This is a genomic window from Jiulongibacter sediminis (assembly GCF_001306455.1).
GTDB classification, from domain to species: Bacteria; Bacteroidota; Bacteroidia; order Cytophagales; family Spirosomataceae; genus Jiulongibacter; species Jiulongibacter sediminis.
In genome coordinates, this window is record NZ_LGTQ01000010.1 from 15479 (window position 1) to 37572 (window position 22094).

General features: G+C 41.2%; 19 protein-coding genes. 12 read left to right on the forward strand and 7 right to left on the reverse strand.

What is annotated here, in order from left to right:
* Positions 1 to 138: 138 nt before the first annotated feature.
* Positions 139 to 3834 (forward strand): phosphoribosylformylglycinamidine synthase, encoded by a 3696-nt coding sequence (gene purL / locus AFM12_RS13115; RefSeq protein ID WP_055148964.1) that lies wholly within the window; start codon positions 139 to 141, stop codon positions 3832 to 3834.
* 62 nt (positions 3835 to 3896) lie between these two features.
* Here purL and AFM12_RS13120 read toward each other — a convergent pair whose 3' ends face one another.
* Both AFM12_RS13120 and AFM12_RS13125 read right to left on the reverse strand, forming a co-directional pair.
* Positions 3897 to 4580, reverse strand: coding sequence for a response regulator transcription factor (locus tag AFM12_RS13120; RefSeq protein ID WP_055148966.1), 684 nt, complete (start codon positions 4578 to 4580; stop codon positions 3897 to 3899).
* A 2-nt stretch (positions 4581 to 4582) separates the two neighbouring features.
* Complete coding sequence (locus tag AFM12_RS13125; protein WP_055148968.1) at positions 4583 to 5839, reverse strand: sensor histidine kinase; 1257 nt, start codon at positions 5837 to 5839, stop codon at positions 4583 to 4585.
* A gap of 124 nt (positions 5840 to 5963) precedes the next feature.
* On the opposite strand from AFM12_RS13125, the gene AFM12_RS13130 reads away from it, so the two are divergent.
* Complete coding sequence (locus AFM12_RS13130; protein ID WP_055149515.1) at positions 5964 to 6590, forward strand: oxidoreductase; 627 nt, start codon at positions 5964 to 5966, stop codon at positions 6588 to 6590.
* 1 nt (position 6591) lies between these two features.
* Here AFM12_RS13130 and AFM12_RS13135 read toward each other — a convergent pair whose 3' ends face one another.
* Positions 6592 to 6945 carry a DUF3276 family protein gene (locus AFM12_RS13135; RefSeq protein ID WP_055149517.1) on the reverse strand — a complete coding sequence of 118 codons (354 nt, stop codon included), beginning with the start codon at positions 6943 to 6945 and terminating at the stop codon, positions 6592 to 6594.
* A 202-nt stretch (positions 6946 to 7147) separates the two neighbouring features.
* On the opposite strand from AFM12_RS13135, the gene AFM12_RS13140 reads away from it, so the two are divergent.
* From AFM12_RS13140 to AFM12_RS13150, 3 genes are all read left to right on the forward strand, one after another.
* Entirely contained in the window at positions 7148 to 7591 is a 444-nt protein-coding gene (locus tag AFM12_RS13140; protein WP_055148969.1) for a septal ring lytic transglycosylase RlpA family protein, read from the forward strand.
* Between the two features lie 11 nt (positions 7592 to 7602).
* Positions 7603 to 8511, forward strand: coding sequence for a DUF58 domain-containing protein (locus AFM12_RS13145; RefSeq protein WP_055148972.1), 909 nt, complete (start codon positions 7603 to 7605; stop codon positions 8509 to 8511).
* Positions 8512 to 8613: 102 nt separating this feature from the next.
* On the forward strand, positions 8614 to 8934 hold the full coding sequence (locus tag AFM12_RS13150) for a heavy metal-binding domain-containing protein (RefSeq protein ID WP_055148974.1): 321 nt from the start codon (positions 8614 to 8616) through the stop codon (positions 8932 to 8934).
* On the opposite strand, the gene AFM12_RS13155 is transcribed toward AFM12_RS13150, so the two are convergent.
* Together AFM12_RS13155 and AFM12_RS13160 are read right to left on the reverse strand one after the other, a co-directional pair.
* Positions 8924 to 9454 (reverse strand): DinB family protein, encoded by a 531-nt coding sequence (locus AFM12_RS13155; protein WP_055148975.1) that lies wholly within the window; start codon positions 9452 to 9454, stop codon positions 8924 to 8926. The genes AFM12_RS13150 and AFM12_RS13155 overlap by 11 nt on opposite strands.
* Positions 9455 to 9461: 7 nt before the next feature.
* The gene (locus tag AFM12_RS13160) at positions 9462 to 11003 is read right to left on the reverse strand and encodes a glycoside hydrolase family 10-like protein (RefSeq protein ID WP_082391340.1); all 1542 of its coding nucleotides are present in this window, start codon (positions 11001 to 11003) and stop codon (positions 9462 to 9464) included.
* 243 nt (positions 11004 to 11246) lie between these two features.
* Between AFM12_RS13160 and AFM12_RS13165 the strand changes: the two genes are divergently transcribed.
* From AFM12_RS13165 to AFM12_RS13190, 6 genes are all read left to right on the forward strand, one after another.
* Complete coding sequence (locus tag AFM12_RS13165) at positions 11247 to 11912, forward strand: DUF4290 domain-containing protein (RefSeq protein ID WP_055148977.1); 666 nt, start codon at positions 11247 to 11249, stop codon at positions 11910 to 11912.
* 21 nt (positions 11913 to 11933) lie between these two features.
* Positions 11934 to 13238, forward strand: coding sequence for a UDP-N-acetylglucosamine 1-carboxyvinyltransferase (murA, locus tag AFM12_RS13170; protein ID WP_055148979.1), 1305 nt, complete (start codon positions 11934 to 11936; stop codon positions 13236 to 13238).
* 101 nt (positions 13239 to 13339) lie between these two features.
* The gene (locus tag AFM12_RS13175) at positions 13340 to 14068 is read left to right on the forward strand and encodes a hypothetical protein (RefSeq protein ID WP_055148981.1); all 729 of its coding nucleotides are present in this window, start codon (positions 13340 to 13342) and stop codon (positions 14066 to 14068) included.
* Between the two features lie 99 nt (positions 14069 to 14167).
* Positions 14168 to 14437 (forward strand): hypothetical protein, encoded by a 270-nt coding sequence (locus AFM12_RS13180; protein WP_055148985.1) that lies wholly within the window; start codon positions 14168 to 14170, stop codon positions 14435 to 14437.
* Positions 14438 to 14503: 66 nt separating this feature from the next.
* Positions 14504 to 14710, forward strand: a complete 207-nt coding sequence (locus tag AFM12_RS13185; RefSeq protein ID WP_055148987.1) for a YwbE family protein — start codon at positions 14504 to 14506, stop codon at positions 14708 to 14710.
* A gap of 84 nt (positions 14711 to 14794) precedes the next feature.
* The gene (locus AFM12_RS13190) at positions 14795 to 15601 is read left to right on the forward strand and encodes a sialate O-acetylesterase (protein WP_055148989.1); all 807 of its coding nucleotides are present in this window, start codon (positions 14795 to 14797) and stop codon (positions 15599 to 15601) included.
* 52 nt (positions 15602 to 15653) lie between these two features.
* On the opposite strand, the gene AFM12_RS13195 is transcribed toward AFM12_RS13190, so the two are convergent.
* Positions 15654 to 16556 (reverse strand): zinc metalloprotease, encoded by a 903-nt coding sequence (locus tag AFM12_RS13195; protein ID WP_055148991.1) that lies wholly within the window; start codon positions 16554 to 16556, stop codon positions 15654 to 15656.
* 231 nt (positions 16557 to 16787) lie between these two features.
* Here AFM12_RS13195 and mutS point away from each other — a divergent pair, with 231 nt between their 5' ends.
* Positions 16788 to 19403: a DNA mismatch repair protein MutS gene (gene mutS / locus AFM12_RS13200; RefSeq protein ID WP_055148993.1), complete on the forward strand. Its 2616-nt coding sequence runs from the start codon at positions 16788 to 16790 to the stop codon at positions 19401 to 19403.
* A gap of 1 nt (position 19404) precedes the next feature.
* On the opposite strand, the gene AFM12_RS13205 is transcribed toward mutS, so the two are convergent.
* Positions 19405 to 22050 (reverse strand): MGH1-like glycoside hydrolase domain-containing protein, encoded by a 2646-nt coding sequence (locus AFM12_RS13205; protein ID WP_055148995.1) that lies wholly within the window; start codon positions 22048 to 22050, stop codon positions 19405 to 19407.
* Between the last annotated feature and the right edge of the window lie 44 nt (positions 22051 to 22094).

Sequence of the window (22094 nt, forward strand, 5' to 3'; positions counted from 1 at the left end):
ATCTGGAAGGCCTTCCTAAAAGTCCAATGCAGAGAATTATCCAATTCATACAGCATTTCATTGCGATAGTTCAAAAGGAAATCTTTCCATTTCTGTTAACTTTGCACTTTCTTTTTCAAAGCTCAATCACATTCCGGAATGATTCACTTTTTTGGTGCCCCTTCTAACACCGTATTTGCTGTTCAATCAATCGAAAAATTCGCTGAAGAAGACCTCAAAAAGCTGCACTGGCTTTTTAACAGCTCACCTGAAAACTCTAAAACAAATGATGCGTCGGCCAAACTGACGAGCAATTTCGTGGGGCCCAGAGCCGCAATGATCACTCCTTGGAGTACCAATGCAGTTGAAATAACGCAGAACATGGCCATTTCGGGCATTATCCGGATTGAGGAATTTCACTCTGTTGATGAAGGTTTTACGGGTTTTGACCCAATGCTTTCTCAAAAATACAGCGAACTGAATCAGGAGATTTACACTATCAATGTAAAGCCGGAGGCCATTCTGGAAATTGAAAATATTGAGGCCTACAATCAAAAGGAAGGATTAGCTCTTAGTGAGGATGAGGTCAAATATCTTGAAGAACTCGCTCAAAAATTGGGTAGAAACCTTACGGACTCCGAAGTCTTTGGTTTCTCTCAGGTCAATTCTGAACATTGCCGTCATAAGATTTTCAATGGCACCTTTGTGATCAATGGCGAAGCCAAACCAAGCTCGCTTTTCAAACTGATCAAAAAAACCTCTCAGGAAAACCCGAATGACATTGTATCGGCCTACAAAGACAACGTCGCTTTTTTAAAAGGACCAAAGGTTACACAGTTCGCTCCAAAATCACCGGAGAAACCAGACTATTACGAGGAGAAAGAATTTGAATCAATATTATCTGTAAAAGCGGAAACTCATAATTTCCCGACTACGGTGGAGCCTTTTAACGGAGCGGCCACTGGATCCGGTGGTGAAATTCGTGACCGTCTGGCAGGTGGAATTGGCTCTCTGCCTTTGGCTGGTACCGCTGTTTATATGACATCTTATTCACGCCTGGCAGAAGACAGACCATGGGAGAAGGGTATGAAGGAACGTCCTTGGCTGTACCAAACCCCTATGGACATTCTTATCAAAGCCTCCAATGGTGCTTCTGATTTTGGGAACAAATTCGGGCAACCTCTGATTGCCGGTTCATTACTGACTTTTGAGCACGATGAAGCCAACGATCAGGCCCAAGATGCCCGAAAGCTTGGTTTTGATAAAGTCATCATGCTTGCCGGCGGCATCGGATACGGTAAAAAAGAACATGCTCTCAAAAACCAACCAAAAATTGGTGATAAAGTAGTGGTACTCGGAGGCGAAAACTACCGTATCGGTATGGGCGGGGCTGCCGTTTCTTCTGCTGATACCGGTGAATTTGGTTCAGGTATTGAGCTCAATGCCGTTCAGCGTTCAAATCCTGAGATGCAAAAAAGGGCGGCCAATGCCATCAGAGGCATGGTGGAGAGCGACAATAACAGCATCGTTTCTATTCATGATCACGGAGCTGGTGGGCACCTCAACTGCTTGTCAGAATTGGTGGAAGAAACCGGAGGTAAAATTGATCTCGACGCTTTACCTGTTGGTGACCCTACCCTATCGGCCAAAGAAATTATCGGTAACGAGTCTCAAGAAAGAATGGGACTAGTAATTGGCGAGAAAGATATTTACACGTTAAAAACGATTGCTGATCGGGAACGCTCACCTATGTACACTGTAGGTGATATCACCGGTGATCACCGTTTTACGTTTGAATCAAAAAGTACTGGTGCGAAACCAATGGATTTTGCTATTGCCGACATGTTCGGCAGCTCGCCAAAAACCATCATGGAAGACCAAATGGTTAACCGCAAGTATGCTGACCTGGACTATTCATCTTCAAATATTCAGGAGTACTTAGAGCAAGTGCTTCAATTGGAAGCCGTAGCCTGTAAAGACTGGCTTACAAATAAAGTGGACCGCTGTGTGGGTGGCCGTGTGGCAAAACAGCAATGTGCCGGCCCTTTACAGCTGCCGCTGAATAACGTTGGTGTAATGGCCCTCGACTTTAAAAGCAAAGAAGGTTTAGCTACAAGTATAGGGCACTCTCCCGTGTCTGCGATTCTTGACCCTCAGGCCGGTTCAAGAAACTCTATTGGTGAGTCACTGACTAACATAGTGTGGGCTCCGTTAAAAGATGGTCTCAAATCTGTTTCCCTTTCGGCTAACTGGATGTGGCCTTGCCGAAATGCTGGTGAAGACGCCCGCTTATATGACGCAGTGGAGGCTTGTTCTGACTTTGCTATTGAATTAGGCATCAATATCCCGACAGGTAAAGATTCACTTTCTATGAAGCAGAAATATGCCGACCAGGAAGTGCTTTCACCAGGTACAGTAATTATTTCAGCTGCTGGTCATTGTGATGATATCAACCAGGTGGTAGAGCCCGTTCTGAAAGCCAATGGCGGAAATCTGTATTACCTAAATTTCTCAAAAGATAAACTGAAACTGGGAGGAAGCTCTTTCGCCCAGATTCTCAATAAAATTGGAACAGAAGCCCCAACCATCAAAGATGCGGCTCACTTCAAAACAGCCTTCAATACGCTTCAAGAACAAATTAAAGCTGGAAACATTCATTCCGGACATGATGTTGGCAGTGGCGGTTTAGTTACCACATTGCTGGAAATGACCTTCTCTGAAGTAAACCTTGGAGCTGATATTGACCTGACCGGCCTGGGAGAAAGTGATTTTGTAAAAGCATTATTCAATGAAAATATTGCTGTTGTTATTCAGGCAAATGAGTCCGTTGAAAAAGCATTTGAATCCAAAGGAATTGAATTAATTAAAATTGGTTCACCAAAAACAGGTCAAACAGTTAGTATCAATAATGGTCAGGAGCATATTGAACTGAACATTCCTCAGCTGAGAGATATCTGGTATAAAACAAGTTGGCTGCTGGATCAGAAACAATCAGCCAACGGAACTGCAGACGCCCGTTACCTAAATTATAAGGATCAGCCGCTCACTTATTCATTCCCTGCTCAGCATTCTGGTGCGAAGCCTACAATTACTACGAACGGGAAGCCTAAAGCTGCTATTATTCGTGAGAAGGGTTCTAACTCTGAACGTGAAATGGCTAATGCTATGTATCTGGCTGGTTTTGATGTCAAAGACGTTCACATGACTGATTTGATCAGCGGACGTGAAACACTGGAAGATATTCAATTCATTGGAGCAGTAGGCGGATTCTCTAACTCAGATGTTTTAGGATCAGCCAAAGGATGGGCCGGGGCCTTCCTGTATAATGAAAAGGCGAATACAGCGTTGAAAAATTTCTTCAAAAGAGAAGATACGCTTTCAGTTGGTATCTGTAACGGTTGTCAGTTATTTATGGAACTGGAATTGATCAACCCCGAACATGACGTTCACGGTAAAATGCTTCATAATGATAGCCATAAACATGAAAGTATTTTTACTTCTGTAACGGTTCAAAAGAATAATTCTGTGATGCTTTCTACTCTGGAAGGTGCCACACTTGGTGTATGGGTTTCACATGGTGAGGGTAAATTCAACCTGCCTAAATTAGAAGATGAGTATGATATCGTAGCAAAATACGGTTATGCAGAATACCCTTCAAACCCGAATGGTTCCGATTATAATACGGCAATGATGTGCGACAAAACCGGTCGCCATCTGGTCACCATGCCGCATATTGAGCGGTCAACGTTCCCTTGGAACTGGGCCTATTACCCTGAGGATAGAAAAGCGGACAAAGTGAGCCCATGGCTCGAAGCTTTTGTCAATGCCCGCAAATGGATTGAAAAACAGAACTGATAAAAGAAAAAGGCCTTCCCAAAGATATTTTGAGAAGGCCTTTTAGTTATACCCTGATTAGGCTATTCCGTAATAAACCGGAAACCCACACCATGAACATTTTCAATTTTCAGATTATCATCTGACTTCAGCATCTTTCTGATTCTGGTGATGAACACATCGAGGCTTCTGCCTAAAAAATAATCATCACGGCCCCAGATTTGAGTCAGGATATCCTCTCTTTTTATGACCTTATTTTGACGGTCACATAAAAACTTCAGCACCTCAGCTTCTCTATGAGTCAACTTTTGCTCACCTTCTTCCGAGTCAAGAATTAATTGAGGATAAGAAAACTGAAATTTCCCGATTTCATACTCACCTGTCTCCTCTTCTTCATCGGCGATAGTACTTCTTTTAAGGAAAACCTTGATTCTCAAAGTCAGCTCCTCAATACTAAATGGCTTGGTGATATAATCATCACCACCAATTTTGAGACCTTCTATTTTATCCTCCTGAAGAGTTTTTGCGGTCAGGAAAATGATCGGGATGTGCTGATTCTGCTCTCTGATTTTTTCAGCAAGAGAAAACCCATCTAATTCCGGGAGATTTACGTCCAAAAGGCACAGATCAAACTTGTCTTTTTTGAAGTTTTTAAAGGCCTCTTTTCCATCTGGATAATGTACAATCTCAAAGCCTTCTTCCTCAAGGTTATCCCTGGTTACAAAACCCAGATTTTCGTCATCTTCGACATATAATATCTTTGCCATTTCTAGTTTTCTTGTGGTATATGAATACTGAAGGTACTTCCTTCACCATATTCACTTATTACATTAATAGTCCATTTGTGTGCCTTGACAATCTGCTGCACATAGTTTAACCCAAGACCAAAGCCTTTTACATTATGCACATTGCCTGTAGGCACCCGGTAAAACTTATTGAAAATCTTATTCAGGTACTCCTTCGGAATCCCGATACCCTTATCACTTACAGACAAAATGATGCCGTTTTGTGTATTTTTTGTCTCAACAGTAATCTCAAAAGGCTTTTTAGAGTATTTTATCGCATTTTCTACAAGGTTTCTGATGACTGAAAGCAAATGAACACGGTCAGCAAAAATGGTAGTTCTGTCTGCATTTAGTTTTAATTTAAGACCCTCACCATGCTCAGCTTTTACGCCTTCCAGAACCTCATTGATCAATGAGTGAAGTTCCTGCATCTGAACATCTAATTGTAGCTTTCCTCTTCCGACTTTGGCGGTGGTAAGAACTGTTTCTACCTGGCTTTTCAGTCTATTGTTTTCCTGACGGATAATCTGGACATACTTTTTAAGTCTCTCGGGCTGATCCAGAATTTTGGGTTGAGTTAGAACATCCGTTGCTACCCTGATGGTTGAAATAGGTGTCTGAAACTCATGAGTCATATTATTCACAAAATCTCGCTGCACCTCACTAAGTCTTTTCTGACGCAGAATCACCACCATGGCGTAAACAAAAAAGCCCATAACCAGTAAAGTTATCAGCGAGGAAAGAATCCAGAAATCAAGGTTTTTGAAAAGCATTTCACTGCTGTTAGGGAATTTAACAGCGAAATAATTGAGAAACTTATCAGTTTTAGGGAGCACAATCGGCTCCTCTGTGTTCGTCACAAAATTGGCCGTAACCCGGGCTCCATACCGTATTTCATCAGTATCGCAATCGTAAATACCATACTCAAAATCAGTATTCAGATCGTGCTCTTTAAACTCCAGTTTCAGGTAATGCTCCAGTACCTCGGCATCAAGTGGGGTTCTTAAATTGACAACGTAATAATCTGATGATAACTGTTCTACAGGGTTTTCAATATCAGCCAGCTCATAAACCCTTGAAATATTATTTGCCACCTCACTTAATGCATGAATGGCTGTTTGACGAAACTTGGCACTTTCGATATCATATGCCCGTTTTACCCAGTAAATTTGTACGGCCAGAATTCCGGCTATGGCAAGACTGCCAAGTACAATAATCAGTCTTATCGTGTTTCTTGTCAACTGGTGTTAATTTTAGGAAAGTACACAAAGATAGCACAAAGCTTTGAATATCAGCATTTGGACCTTATTCATACCCAATTTTGAACCATAATCATAAGAAATGACTTAGTAGACTATGCAGAAAATGACAGCACTTATCGTAGGAGCCAGTGGCTTAGTTGGTCGGCAATTACTCCATTTACTCCTAGTGGATGATTTTTATCAATCAGTAACCTCGGTAGGTCGAAAACAACTGGACATAAATCATCCAAAGCTGAAACAAGAGATCGTTGATTTTAACAATCCTGACCTTTCAAAGATATACGCAGATCATATTTTCTGCACTCTTGGCACAACGATCAAAAAAGCAGGGAGCCAGGAGAATTTTAAAAAAGTAGATTATCAATATCCCTTTGAAACAGCAAAGGCCGGGTTAAACAATGGTTCCGAGCTTTTTGCCATCGTCACAGCGATGGGCTCGGACCCCAAATCAATGTTTTTTTACAACAGAGTGAAAGGTGAGGTAGAACTTTCACTCAAAGAATTAAACTATGATCATCTTGGAATTTTCAGACCTTCAATGCTTCTGGGAGACAGACAAGAAAGCCGTTTGGGTGAGCAAATCGGACAATGGGTAATGAAGGCCATTGGCTTTCTTATACCGGCAAACTTCAAGGCGATTGAGGCCAAAAAAGTGGCTAACGCAATGCTTAAATATGCAAAAAGCCCTAAAAAAGGGCTTTCTGAAATTTCATCGGGTCAAATGCTTTGACCTATTCCCACTTCAAATCTGAATTACTGAAAGCATCTTCAGAACTTTCATCCTGAGAAACACTGGCTGGCTGAGCAACAGTGTCAGCCTCTTCGGAATCATTTGAAAACTGATCATAATCAAAATCAGGCAAAAGCTCTTTTTTGATATGATCTACTGTGTCTTGCAGAGCGTCTACGAACTTGTTGAAATCTTCTTTGTAGACAAAAAGTTTACTTTTTTCATAGACAAATTCTCCGTCTCTCTGCTGTCTTCTGCTTTCAGTCACCGTTAAGTAGTAATCATTTGATCTGGTGGCTCTTACGTCAAAAAAATAGGTGCGTTTCCCTGCACGTACTCGTTTTGAGTAGATCATTTCTCTGTCTTCTCGTTGCACTGTCTATGATAGGGTTTAGAGTTAAATAATGGCACCAAAAATAGTTTTTTCCATGATGAATAAAAATAAATCCCCTAAAAATTCAACTCCCTGAATCAACCCATTTTTGATTTATTAAGACTTCTTCTTCATCAATTGAGAATCAGAGTCGTACCTTTGTTTTAATACTTCAAACTATCCCATGAAAGCCATCGGTTTTTACATGTTCTTCCTCTTCCTCTTTGGTCCCGGACCAGACAGTCCTCTTGTAGGTACACGTTTTGAAGGAAGAGCATCATATTACGGCCCACATTTCCATGGTAAAATCACTGCAAATGGAGAACGAATGGATAAATTTGAACTGACCTGTGCTCATAAAACTTTGCCTTTCGGCACAATGCTTGAAGTCAGAAATACCGCAAACGACTCTACGGTGGTGGTCAGGGTAAATGATCGTGGGCCTTATGTGAAAGGACGGGTAATTGATTTATCTCTTGAAGCCGCTAAAAAAATTAATATGATTAATTCCGGGGTTGCGAATATTGAAGCTTTTGTAGTGGGGCAAAACGGTGAGGTATATGTGAATCCAGCACGCCCAATTGTTGAATTCGTAGAAAATGTAGCCGAAGTATTTCGGAAACCATAAAACACGACGATATGAAAAATCTGGATCTGGGGAAAATCAGAGAATATGGTAATGTAGAACTACTCGCCAAACAACTCGTAGAGGGCTTTATTACCGGTCTCCATAAATCGCCTTTTCACGGATTTTCGGTTGAATTTGCCGAGCATCGTCTTTATAACTCCGGAGAAAGTACCCGTCATATTGACTGGAAAGTTTATGGTAAAACAGACCGTCTTTTTGTCAAAAGGTATGAAGAGGAAACAAACCTGAGATGTCATCTGTTAATTGATACTTCCTCTTCGATGTACTACCCGACTGAGAACAATGGGAAACTGACGTTCAGCTGCATGGCAGCAGGTACTTTGGCGAATTTAATGCAGAGACAACGTGATGCTGTAAGTTTGACTTCTTTCTCAGACAAGATTGAGGTTCAGTTGCCCGTAAAATCAACACCCGGCCACATCCATAATATTTATCTGGAGCTGGAAAACCTGATGCAGACCAGCCAGCCTAACAAGGCCACTTCTGTAGCCGAAACCCTCCATCTGATTGCTGATAAGATCAACAAAAGATCACTGGTAGTAATATTCAGCGACATGTTTGAGCGGATGGACGACGTTAATGTCTTGTTCTCCGCACTTCAACATCTGAAGCACAATAAGCATGAGGTATTGCTTTTTCATGTCACCGATCAAAAAACCGAACGGGAGTTTGAGTTTGAAGAACGGCCATATGAGTTTACGGACCTTGAAACCGGGGAAAAAGTAAGAGCTCAACCTTCTCAGGTCAAAGAGCATTATCAGTCAGCTATCAAAGACTTCTATAAAGAGCTGAAGCTTCGCTGCGGGAAATACAAAATTGATTTTATTGAAGCCGATATCAACGAAGGTTTTGATCATATCATGACTTCATTTCTGATCAGAAGATTAAAAATGAAATAAGCCTAAATCCACTTAAACGGACTCTAATCCTTTTATAAACATCCCCTTTCAAGCTTTTTAGGATTTGCTTAGATTGGTTTTCAATCAAAACAAAAATGAATTATGCTATTAACAACAACGCCCAATATTGAAGGAAGAAAAGTAGCCGTTTATAAAGGACTTGTAACGGGGGAAACCATCATAGGTGCCAATATTTTCAAAGACTTTTTTGCCGGCATTCGGGATATAGTGGGTGGTAGATCAGGCTCTTACGAACGTGTATTGAATGAGGCAAAAAACACTGCCTTAAAGGAAATGTCAGAACGAGCTCAGAAACTTGGAGCCAACGCCATCATTGGTATTGATCTGGATTATGAAACACTTGGGCAGGGAAATGGTATGTTGATGGTGACAGCCTCAGGCACAGCCGTCGTTATTGAGTAATGTATACTTCAAGCTCTGCTTTTTGACGAAGGTGGTGCCGCATATGGATTTCCGTATTCTGGTACCACTCTTTCGCGTTTAAAAATCCAAAAAACGGATGCTCTGTCCTGTATTTACCTTCGTCATTTTCCACTTCCTTTTCCTTCTCAAGTAAGCTTTGTATCAATTCAGGAAAAGCCTTTTTGTAGAACTCAACACCTTTCGACTCCGGGTCAGGTGTTTTCCCCGTCCCGGGTCTGATATACTTATTTGGAGGAATAGCATTTTGAGCCATCACATATTTACCGGCATCACTTGGCTCAGCATCCGTTGATCCCTTCCTTTTCTCGAGACATCGGTTAATATTCGCAAGAAAAAAGTAAATACCGGAGCTGTACAGGTGATCATACATTTGCCCTAAAGACCATATCTCTTCAGCCTGTTTAAATTCAAAATCAGACTCTGAATAGTGTTTCAGTGCTTCAACAAAAATTGAAGATGTATTCTTAAGATTTTCAGAGATTTCCTTGGGGGTGATCATGGTGTTCTTATAATTCAATAAAATCCGGTTTACTCTCTCTTTTAAAACGATCAAGACCGGTTACAGCATAAATATACGCTTTATTGGCCACAGCCGTTTGATCGCTAAAACGTTCAAATTTGCCAATCGCCAATATTTTAGAAGGATCATTCAGATTTAAAGACTCCCCTTTTTCAAATCTATAGATTACAGAAAATTCTGCCTTATTAAGTTTCCAGAACAACGTTTTAGCCGAACCTGAGTTCTTAATCGATAGATCTGATACTGAACAATCTGCCGGAATATCCTTTTGCCCTGTAACCGGCGGCAAGGCAATAATATTAAACCGGTTTTTCAAGGAGTCTGCTACCCCAAGATTATTCTTCAAAAAACCATTTGCTGAAAAGAAAATGCTCCCATTCACATTCCGACTCATGCGATTGTAGTCAACCTGGCGGCCTATTTGATTTGCGTCTCGCCAGGGGCTTTGACTTGACTCTTCATCTACTCTGTAGACTCCATGCCCAATATAAAGATCAGCCTTACCTCTGTGCTGAGCCCACCAGTCAGTAAGTGTGGCATACGGCACCAACTTATGTTCAAAAGGGAAATAAATTTGCGGAGCAATATAGTCAATCCAGCCCTCCTGAGCCCACTTTCGGGTATCAGCAAAAAGGAAATCATAAGACGGCTGCCCCCCTCTGGTTTCTGAACCCATGGGGTCGTCACTCTTATTTCGCCAAACACCGAATGGACTTATTCCAAATTTTACCCACGGCTTTTCAGCCCTGATTCCTTCTGAAATCTCCTTGACAATCAGGTCAATATTGTGTCTTCGCCAGTCCTCAATATTGCTTAAACCATCGGGGTATTTTTTGAAGGTAACTTCATCATTCAAATTTTGACCCGTGACCTTGTAGGGATAAAAATAGTCGTCAAAATGAATTCCATCCACGTCATATTCGCGAACAATATTCATGACTACATCTTTAATGTATTTCCGAACTTCCGGTAAGCCAAAATTGAAAAGCTTGTAACCGTCATAAGTCAAAAACCATTCAGGACGGGTATAAATCAAATGATCTGACATCACTGAACTCGCTTTTTTGTGCATTCCACGGTTCAGATTCAGCCATGCATGAAATTCCATGCCCCTTTCATGAGTTTCATCAATCATAAAAGTCATAGGGTCATAAACAGGCGATGGGGCCTTGCCCTGCACGCCCATCAACCACTCAGACCAAGGTTCAGGACTCTTGAGATAAAAAGCATCTGTAGCAGCCCTGACCTGAACCAAAAGGGCATTCAAACCCGTCTCTTTAGCCTTTTCGGCAAGTTTGATGTATTCTGCCTTTTGCTCATCCGAACTTAGCCCTTTGCGGCTTGGCCAGTCAATATTGGCTACAGACGCAATCCACACTCCTCTGAATTCACGTTTTTGGTACTCAGAGTTTTCATAAAGAGCTTGATATTGAGGTTCTTCTGTCTTTTCAACTAATGGGACCGTATTTTGATTGCAGGCTAGAATTAATGGGACCAGAAAACTTACTAAGGAAAGCTTTTTTGACATGAATTGTCGAATTTGAATTTGGGATAAAAATACAAGGATACGTCGTTTTTTTGCTACATTTGCCGGGAATAATAACGATGCATTCCCCCTGCACTGAGCAATTTAGAAGGGATAGTTCCCAGTTGTTTTTCCAAATAATTTAACGAAACTGAAAAGATTGGGAATCACATTACCACTCAAAAAATGCTGATTCTGATCGTCAAAGGTCGCTGATGACCATTGAAATAAATAGGTGACAAACAAATGAAAGAATACGGAAGTAATGTCCAAAAGCTGGTAGAGCATGTGGTCTCTGTAGAAGACCGAGATAAGCGTACCAAGCATGCCCATATATTGATCGAACTAATGCGTCAGATTCACCCTCAGATGCGTGATGGTCACGATTACTCCAAAAAGCTTTGGGATGACCTTTATGTCATGGCCAATTTTGAGCTGGATGTTGACAGCCCTTTTCCGCCACCTCCGAAAGAGGCTTTGGGAAAAAAACCAATGCGTGTACCTTATAATCAGTCCAAACTGAAACATAAGTATTATGGTCGAAACCTTGAGCTTTTGGTCCTGAAAGCCACGGTGGCTCCAACAAAAAACGAGCGTAAGGCTTTTGTGTCATATCTGGTAAAACTGATGCAGAACTTTTACGAGCAGTGGAATAAAGACACCATCCAGACCAACACTTGTCTCGATCAGATTCTTGAACTTTCAGGATACAAACTTCAGGATGAAGTAAATGAACTGAAACGCGACGGCATTATTATGGAAGCTAATCCTAAAGATGGTAACCGTACGCCGAATCGCTTCAATAATGCCAATACACCAAACGGGTCATTGAAGCAGAACAGAAATGGCGGTCGCAGGTTCAACAAGAACAGAAATAACCGCAACAATAAATTCAAAAAGAGAAGAAACTAAACCCTTTCCTTTTCCTATAAAATGTCATCATTCAAAATTACTGGAGGTAAGAAACTCAAAGGTGAGTTAACTCCTCAGGGAGCGAAAAATGAAGCTCTTCAGATTCTTTGTGCTGTTTTGCTTACCAAAGAGGCTGTCATCATTAATAATATCCCCAGCATCAGAGATGTGAATAAACTCATGGAGCTGCTGGAAGATATGGGAGTAAAACGTACAAAATTGGGTGAAGGCTCATACAAGTTTGAAGCCTCTGAAGTACATTTTGACTATTTTGAAACCGACAGTTATAAGGAAAAAGCATCTTCATTGAGAGGCTCTATCATGCTTTTAGGGCCAATGCTGGGTCGCTTCGCCAAAGGGAAAGCTCCAAGGCCTGGTGGTGATAAAATCGGGAGAAGGCCACTGGATACGCACTTTGTAGGCTTCACAAAACTCGGAGCCACTTTTGAATACGAAGCCGGAGATGCTTTCTACACTGTGGAGGGTAGCAAGATGGAAGGTGCATATGTTTGGATGGACGAGATTTCAGTAACCGGAACAGCTAATGTGCTCATGGCTGCGGTTATGACCAAAGGCACCACTACCATTTATAACGCAGCCTGTGAGCCGTACCTGCAGCAGCTTTGCAAAATGCTGAACAGCATGGGAGCTAAAATTTCGGGGGTTGGTTCTAACTTACTGACCATTGAAGGTGTCGAGGAACTTGGTGGCTGCGAACATACCATGCTGCCTGATATGATTGAGATTGGCTCTTTCATCGGTCTGGCGGCAATGACCAAATCAGAAATCACGATCAAGGACTGTAAAATCAAAGAACTTGGAATTATACCGGATACATTCAGAAAACTGGGTATTCAGATGGAGTTCAGAGGTGATGATATCCACATTCCGGCTCAGGAAAATTATGAAATCAATACCTTGATAGATGGTTCAATTCTAACAATTTACGATGCTCCATGGCCTGGCTTTACGCCTGACCTCATTTCTATCATTTTAGTGACGGCTATTCAGGCTAAAGGTACGTTGCTGGTTCATCAGAAAATGTTCGAAAGCCGTTTGTTCTTTGTCGATAAATTGATTGACATGGGAGCTCAGATTATTTTATGCGATCCTCACCGGGCAACGGTAGTGGGTCTGAATCGTCATCATAATTTAAGAGGGATAAGAATGACATCCCCTGACATCAGAGCAGGTGTGGCGTTGCTTATCGCTGCTTTATCTGCTGATGGTACCAGTATTATTGATAACATAGAACAAATTGACCGTGGATACCAGTTTATTGACGAACGTCTGAATGCTATCGGGGCCAATATCGTAAGGTTATAGTATTAACTGACCTTTACTCAAAAGCATTGCTCTTCCCCGAGCAATGCTTTTTTGTTTTACTGAACCTGAATTTGATAAATTAGTGGAAAGAGCGAACCCTGATGAAATACTTTTTATGCCTGCTTTGCTTTTTCCTTCCGGAGTTCTCTGCTTTTGCTCAAAAAGCGGCAAATCATTACATTCAGGATAGAGTTAACCTGCCTTCAAATAACTTTAAAATTGATACTAATGCTTATGGGGACACTATTAGCATAGCAGATTTTGTCAATCTTAACACTAACCAGCTCGACCGTAAAAACATCTCTAAGAAATACTTAGGTACTCCACTATTTTTCAATGGATGGCATAAAGGAACTCTTTTTTTCAAAAACTCGGCACCGGTTTCAGGGACTCTTGCTTACAACCTTTTAAACGATAAAGTTTACTTTTCTCAGGGACCTGTTCAACCAGCTCTTGAGATAAAACCAAATGCATTCGAGATTAATGGTCATCTTTTTGAGAGGTTTGACGACCAATTTAAAAAAGCTGGAAAGTATTATTATCAACGATTGGTAATCAATGAGAAAACCTATTACAAAAGGTCCGTAAAATATCTGATTACAGACTTTAAACATCCTGAGATTATTGACACATCAGAAGCAGAAAGTTATCAGGGCAGCTTTATTAGTCAGAACAAATATTACCTCGTAAATAATGAACGATTCCGACAAATTGACCCTGGTTTAAAAGCCTTCGGGCCTTTCACAAAAAAGGTAATGGATATCATTAGAGAGAATAAACTTGACCTAAGAAAAGAAAGTGACCTTCTCACATTATTGAAATATTTATAGAAATAATCAAAATGTTAAAAGTAAATGATTTCTAGTTTTTCAATTCATATATCTGTATATTGTCCTCACCCTGAATAATTTACAACTTAATTCTATACTATGATGGAAAACTCTACTCTTCAAAATCTTTCATTTACCGAACTTCGAAGCCGAAGCAAGAATATTAGCAAGCTGCTTTATATTGTATCTCTTGCGGCTATGTTCAGTATTTTCGCTATGCCTTTTGTGATACTCACCACTCAGGGAGTGGGAGTGCTCAATCTTGTCTTAGGTGCATTAGCTATTGGACTCACGGTTTATTTATACCGTCTATCTGTCCGTGACTCCAAAATGCATCATGAAATGTGGAAAAGAAAATTCAGATCTTAAACAAAATTCAGCCTAAAACGAGGGCCTTTGCTTCAGAAGCGAAGGCCTTTTTGTTTCTTTGCTTTTATGAATGACGGAAGAAAACGAGAAAATATACAGATAGGCGATGAAGTAGAAATAGTACAAAAACATCATCAAAGATCTGGCGAACTCACCAATGGTTTTGTCAAAAGAATTCTAACCAAATCTGGCTTTCATCCACATGGTATAAAAGTGATGCTGGATACCGGAGAGGTAGGTCGGGTCAAAGAAATTATTCCCGAAGATTTTTGATCTTCTCAATTCACAGGATGGCAGACTTTTCTTTTTACTGATCCCGATAATCTCAAAATTGAGAAACTATTGAAACTGAACTCTATGAAATATTTGAAACTGATTTTAGTCTTCTTAAGCTTTGGCACCTTTGCTCAAAATGACTGGAAAGTCAACTTTCCTAAAGAGACGGAAATTGTGAATGCTCCGCCTTCAAAAGAAAAGGTTTGGGTTTTCATTATGGCCGGTCAATCAAATATGGCAGGCAGAGGTTTTGTTTCGCCCACTGATACCCTGCCAAATGAAAGAATTCTTTCCATCAATGCTGAAGGGCAGCTCATTCAGGCCAAAGAACCTTTGCACTGGTATGAACCTCCACGCACCGGACTCGACTGTGGTCTTTCTTTTGCCAGAACCATGTTACAAGCAGTGCCTGAAGATGTTTCAATTTTGATGATCCCTACCGCAATTGGAGGGAGTTCTATATATCAATGGCTTGAAAATCGCCCGCATCATGATGTACCGTTAATGACTAACTTTAAAGAAAAAGTAGTTCTCGCTAAATCCTTCGGAATAGTGAAGGCAATTCTTTGGCATCAGGGAGAAACAAATGCTAATCAACAAGAAATACAGAAACATGCTGAAAGCCTGAAAATGCTTATGCAACAATTCAGAACTGTAATTGATGACCAAAATCTACCCGTTTTTTTAGGTCAACTTGGCTCCTATTCTGAAAATGATGAAAACTGGCAAGGCATTAATGAGCAGATTGAACAATACATCCGATCAGACCCAAATGCCCACCTGATTTTCACTGGTGACTTGCCTGAAAAGGGAGACAAAATCCATTTTAATGCCATGGCTCAACGAGAAATGGGACGGCGATTTGCCGAGGCTTACTTCAAAAAATAAAAGGCTGCCTCCTTATGAAAGCAGCCTTTATCCTACTTATGAAGATTAAACCTTAGTTATTTGGCCAGGAAGACCAATTACTACAATGCCCTGAGTGATCTGTTGATTTCAAGTCTCTCTGAACACCGGAATAAGCTGCATTCATAACTGCTCTTGGGGAGAAATGAAGTTTTCCGTTACCGCCGCTTCTAAAGGCCTTACCGAAGTGAGCCTGACTTAAAGCGTGACCTGATTCATGCAAAGCAATGGTTTCCAGATCGTAGCTATTTCCATCGGTATTCCAGCTGAACTTATCGTTATAATAAATTTCTCTGAAGGCCACATCCAACTTTCCGTTATTATCGATATCCGTAAAGTTGCCGGCACCATCTTGCCAAAGTAAAGTAAAAGTTACTCCGAGAATGAAGTCACCACCACCAGGAGCCAGAGCATCAAAAAACGCCCTTGGCAAAAAACCACTGTGCTGAATATCAGCATCAAGAGTAATATCTCCTCCAAAGCCCAAAGAAGAGGAAACAAAGCCGGAATTCCCCGAGTATGGAACCTTGGTAATACCAAGATTTGAGCAACCTTCGGCATCCCAGGTGTTCATCCCATTATCAATGGCCTGCTCCAGTTCAGCGGCTGTCAAACCATTGTCCGACGTAAACTCGTCATCCACCAAATAAGTAATGTTTGCACGGCCGCCTCTGCGTGGGTCTAGAGGCACAAAATCGGCAGAGAGTTGTTTATTCCCTCTGTCATTAAAGAAAACGGTGTTCCCGGTGGCTGCATCGATTGTAATATACTCAGCCATATAAACAGCTACGGTTTGATCTCCCGTCACTCTTAAAGACCTCATGCTTTTCTTTAGCTCAGGAGCCTTTTCTGAAACAGCCATTTCAGGCGTTTGATTATCAGTACAGGAAAAGACCAGTCCGGCCAAAACAGCTGCTGATAGGAGTTGAATTTTCATAGTTATTAAGTTTAATTGATGATTAACATCAACAAATTAGGCAATCCGTTTATAGTTCAAAACTCTGTTGTATCAACGTGAATATTCTACTTACAAAACATATTATTATCTATATCAAAGAGGAATTAAATTCATTTCGTGAGCTTTAATCAAATTGCTAAGGTTAGTCATTCAATTTTCCTAATTTTGAGAACTGTTGAATCATACTAAAATACTGTTCTCAAACCCCAGATGGCCAAAGCAAAAAGCCCTAAGAAAGAAACTCCTTTAAACAAGCAGTACAATCAAATTAAGGCCAAATACCCTGGAGCTTTGCTATTGTTCAGGGTTGGTGATTTCTATGAGACTTTTGGCGAAGACGCTATCAAAGCTTCAAAGATTTTGGGAATTGTGCTCACCAAAAGGAATAACGGAGGAGCTAATCAGGAGCTGGCTGGCTTCCCGCATCATTCACTGGATAATTACTTGCCAAAGCTGGTGAGAGCAGGTCAGAGGGTGGCTATTTGTGATCAGCTGGAAGATCCGAAAACGGTAAAAGGAATTGTGAAACGAGGAGTTACAGAATTAGTAACACCCGGAGTTTCCTACAATGATAATGTGTTGGAAACCAAACAAAATAACTATCTCGCCTCTGTACATTTCGGTGCAAAGGAAAATTTTGGGGTGGCTTTCCTTGACATTTCAACGGGTGAGTTTTTGACGACAGAAGGCTCAAAAGCATACATTGATAAATTATTGCAAAGCTTTGCTCCGGCAGAAGTCATTTACTGCCGACAACATAAAAATAACTTTGAGAGCTCCTTTGGTGATCGGTTCAATACCTACACTTTTGATGACTGGGCCTATACTTATGATTTCGCCTATCCGCTTCTAACCCAACATTTCAAAACCAGTACACTAAAGGGTTTTGGTATTGAGAGTTTGAAAGATGGAATTACTGCTGCCGGTGTAATTCTTCAGTATCTTTCTGATACTGAGCACAAGGAAATCAATCATATTTCCGGCCTGACACGCCTGGATGAAGAGAAATATGTCTGGCTCGATCGTTTCACCATTCGCAACCTTGAACTCATTTTTGCTCAGCATGAAGGTGGCGTTCCGTTAATCGATATCCTTGATGACACTATTACACCAATGGGTGCTCGTATGCTTCGCAAATGGCTTGTTTTGCCTTTGAAGGAGTTAAAACCTATAGCTGATAGACAAGATACTGTTGAGGTATTTGTCAAAAACCAGGAGTTACTGGAGGAATTGCGGACCCTACTTAAGCCAATCGGTGATCTGGAGAGGCTGATTTCTAAGGTAGCCGTAGGCCGAATAAACCCGCGGGAAATGATCCAGCTAAACAGGGCTCTTAAACAAGTGGCTCCCCTAAGGGAAATGCTTCAAAGCCTGGCGGCCGAAAATAAAGTCTTTGAGAAATATGCCAATCAACTCTCTGATTGTGAATTTCTGGTGAGCAGAATTACTAAAGAGATAAAAGATGATGCCCCTAACGTGAGCAATCACGGCGGTATTATCAAAACCGGAGTTGATCCTGAATTGGATGAATATCAATCTATTGCCTTTTCCGGTAAAGATTATTTGGTGGGTATTCAAAAAAGAGAATCTGATCGCACCGGAATTCCATCTCTTAAAATAGCCTACAATAAGGTTTTCGGGTATTATCTTGAAGTCAGCAACGCTCACAAAGATAAAGTACCAACAGAGTGGATAAGAAAGCAGACACTGGTCAATGCCGAGCGATATATTACTGAGGAGCTTAAAGTGTACGAAGAGAAAATCCTCAACGCTGAATCAAAGATTTTTGAGATAGAACATCGGCTATACCATAATCTTGTTCTGGCTGCCGCAGAATTTGTAGGGCAAATCCAGCAAAATGCACGGGTTATTTCAACGATTGATGCCCTTGCTAGTTTTGCAACAATTGCTCTTCAGAATAATTATTCCAAGCCGGTTCTCAATGAAACAAACACCATTGACATCAAAAATGGCCGCCACCCGGTTATTGAGAAACAATTACCTCCCGGTGAGAGTTATGTTCCGAATGATTTACAACTAAACGAGGAAGAGCAACAAATCATTATTATTACAGGGCCAAACATGGCAGGTAAGTCGGCTTTGCTTCGTCAAACTGCACTTATTGTGCTGATGGCTCAAATTGGCAGTTTTGTGCCAGCTGAGGCTGCTGATATCGGTCTCGTTGATAAAATTTTTACCCGCGTAGGTGCCAGTGATAACCTCTCCAGAGGCGAGTCCACTTTTATGGTAGAAATGACTGAAACGGCCTCTATTCTCAATAACCTGAGTGAGAAAAGCCTAGTTATTATGGATGAGATAGGCCGTGGAACCAGTACGTATGACGGGGTGAGTATTGCCTGGAGTATTTCAGAGTATCTCCATAATCACCCGAAATACAAACCAAGAACGCTTTTTGCCACACATTACCATGAGCTTAACCAGCTTACGGAAGATTTTTCAAGAATCAAGAACTTTAATGTGGCCGTAAAAGAGGTCAATGGAAAAGTGGTCTTTCTTCGCAAGTTAAAAGAAGGCGGCAGTGAACATAGTTTTGGTATTCACGTGGCTCAAATCGCCGGCATGCCGCAATCTATCGTTTTAAGGGCAAGCGAAATTCTTCACCATCTGGAAGAAGACCACATTAAAGAGAAGAATAAAGAGAAAATAAAGGAGGCCCCGAAAAACAACTATCAGTTAAGCTTCTTTGACTCGCCTGATCCAAAAGTAGAGGCGTTGAAAGAAAAATTAGGGAGTTTGGACCCAAATTCAATGTCGCCCATTGAGGCTCTGTTAAAGCTCAATGAGCTCAAAAATCTATTGGATTAAATTACTTTCCGCTGTTGACTTCTTCGATAAGATCAGCGATCAGACCCGTCCAGCCTGTTTGATGCGAGGCACCACAGCCTGAGCCGTCATCACCATTGAAATATTCATGAAAGAGATAATGATCTTTGAAGTATTTCTCGCCATCATAATGCTTATTCTGAGTCAAAGAAGGTCTAATCCCTTTACCATTCCGCTCAAAAATTTTGATTAGCCTTCTGGAAATAGCATAAGCACTTTTTGAGATGGTCGTTATTTCGCCTGACCCTGTTGGGTATTCCACCTCATAGTCATCACCGTAGTAGTGCGAGTATTTATGTAAGGCATCAATGATCAGGTAATTCAACGGAAACCAGATAGGTCCTCGCCAGTTACTGTTACCTCCCATTATTGATAAATCAGACTCCGCCGGCGTATAGCGTACCGTAAGATCTTCTCCATTTAAATGAAAATCATAAGGGTTTTCCTCATGGAATTTAGATAAAGACCTGATTCCGTAATCCGACAGAAACTCTTCTTCATCAAAGAGTCTTTTCAATACCATTTTCATTCGGTGGCCTCTTAATAAGGAAAGCAAATGTGTCTCCCCTTTGCCGGGCTCATGCCATCTTGAAATCAGCGAGGCTAAATCCGGACGATTTTTTAGAACCCACTCCAGTCTTTGTTTGAAAGCTGGCAATTTTTCGAGTAAATCTTCATGGATGACTTCTACTGCACATAAAGGAATTAAACCCACCAAAGATTTAATTTTCATGAAAATAGTTCTACCATCGGGTGTGTGAAGCTTATCGTAATAAAACTGATCTTCTTCATCCCACAGACCCATATTGCCTTCTTCCATCTTGTTATTGATGGCTGCCGCGATATGCAGAAAATGCTCAAAAAACTTAGAAGCCATATCCTGGTAAACCTCCCTCTCCAAAGAAATTTCCAAAGAAATGCGAAGCATATTTAACGTAAAAATGGCCATCCAGCCAGTGGCATCTGCCTGCTGAAGAGTCATATTTGGTAGCTGAGCATTTCTGTCGAAAACACCAATATTGTCAAGCCCAAGGAAACCACCACCGAAAATATTGTTGCCGGCCTCGTCTTTCTGGTTTACCCACCAAGTGAAGTTCAGCAGAAGTTTATGAAAAATGCGTTCAAGAAATTTAACATCTCCTTTTCCACCACGTTGTTTTTTATCAATTTCGTAGACTTTCCAGGTGGCCCAGGCATGTACCGGCGGGTTAACATCAGAGAAATTCCACTCATAAGCCGGAATTTGTCCATTGGGATGCATATAATACTCACGCAAAACTACCGCAAGCTGCCTTTTGGCAAAATCTGAATCGATTTTCGCAAGGGTGACCGTATGAAAAGCCAGATCCCATGCTGCAAACCAAGGGTACTCCCATTTGTCAGGCATAGAGAGAATATTGTGCATGTAAGCGTGTTTCCACGTACTGTTTCGCTCAAAGTTTCTCCCATAAAAATCAAAAGGCATTTTGGGATCACCATCAGCCCATTGCTTAATATTATAATAGTAGAACTGCTTACACCACATCATACCGGCAAAGGCCTGCCGTTGAATTTTACGCTGTTCTTCAGACTTTATGTCCTTCTGAACCTTTGAATAAAAATCATCGGCGTTATGCTCAGCCGCGGTAAAAAGCTCATCAAAATCCTCAAAAGGATTATGAAGGTGGGTATTCTCAGAAAGTCTTAATTTGATTTCAATCTTTTGACCGGCAGGGACCTCTCTTTCATAAAGACCGGCCATTTTCGTCCCGATCTTGTTTTTATTGACGGCCTTTTTCCGGCCCTGAACCAGGAATTCATTGAAGCCATCTTTCACAAAAGAGCTTTTGTTTGGCTTACCAAACACCCGTTCCATATTGGTCTCATTTTCCGTAAACAAAAGCTGATCTGCGTCCTTAAGATAAAGCTTATACTTTTCAAAAAGCTCGTGATCTATCTCTACCTGACTGTTTGCAATGCCGGTCAGCATTGGCTTACGCGGGTGAGAAGTATAACCCCATGACCAGGTATTTCTAAACCAAAGTGTTGGCAAAACAGCCAGCTTAGCTGATTTTTTAGAACGGTTATAAGCAGTTAGCTTAATAAGTACGTCATTCGGGCCAGCTTTAGCGTACTCAATATAGATATCGAAGTAGTTCTCCTTGTCAAATATACCGGTGTCAAGAATCTCGAATTCCTTATCCAGCTTACTGCGATTACGGCCTTCGGCTAATAACTTTTCGTATGGATATTCTTCAATAGGATACTTATAAAGCATCTTCATGTAAGAGTGCGTGGGCGTACTATCCAGATAATAGTAAAGCTCTTTTACATCTTCTCCATGATTTCCTTCCGCACCGGTTAAGCCAAATAGCCTTTCTTTAAGAATAGGGTCTTTGTAATTCCAGAAAGAAAAAGAGAAACAAATGTGCTGCTTATTATCAGAGATGCCGCCTATACCGTCTTCCCCCCATCTGTAAGCCCGACTCCTGGACTGATCATGGCTAAAGTATTGCCAGCTATCACCGTAAACTGAGTAATCCTCCCTAACCGTACCCCACTGACGCTCAGAGAGATAAGGCCCCCACTTTTTCCAACCCCGGTTGTCTGCTCTCTCGTTAAGTCTTTGCTTCTCTAATGTTTCAATCATTGATGATTCACATGAAGTGCTTGACAAAAATATTTAAATAGATG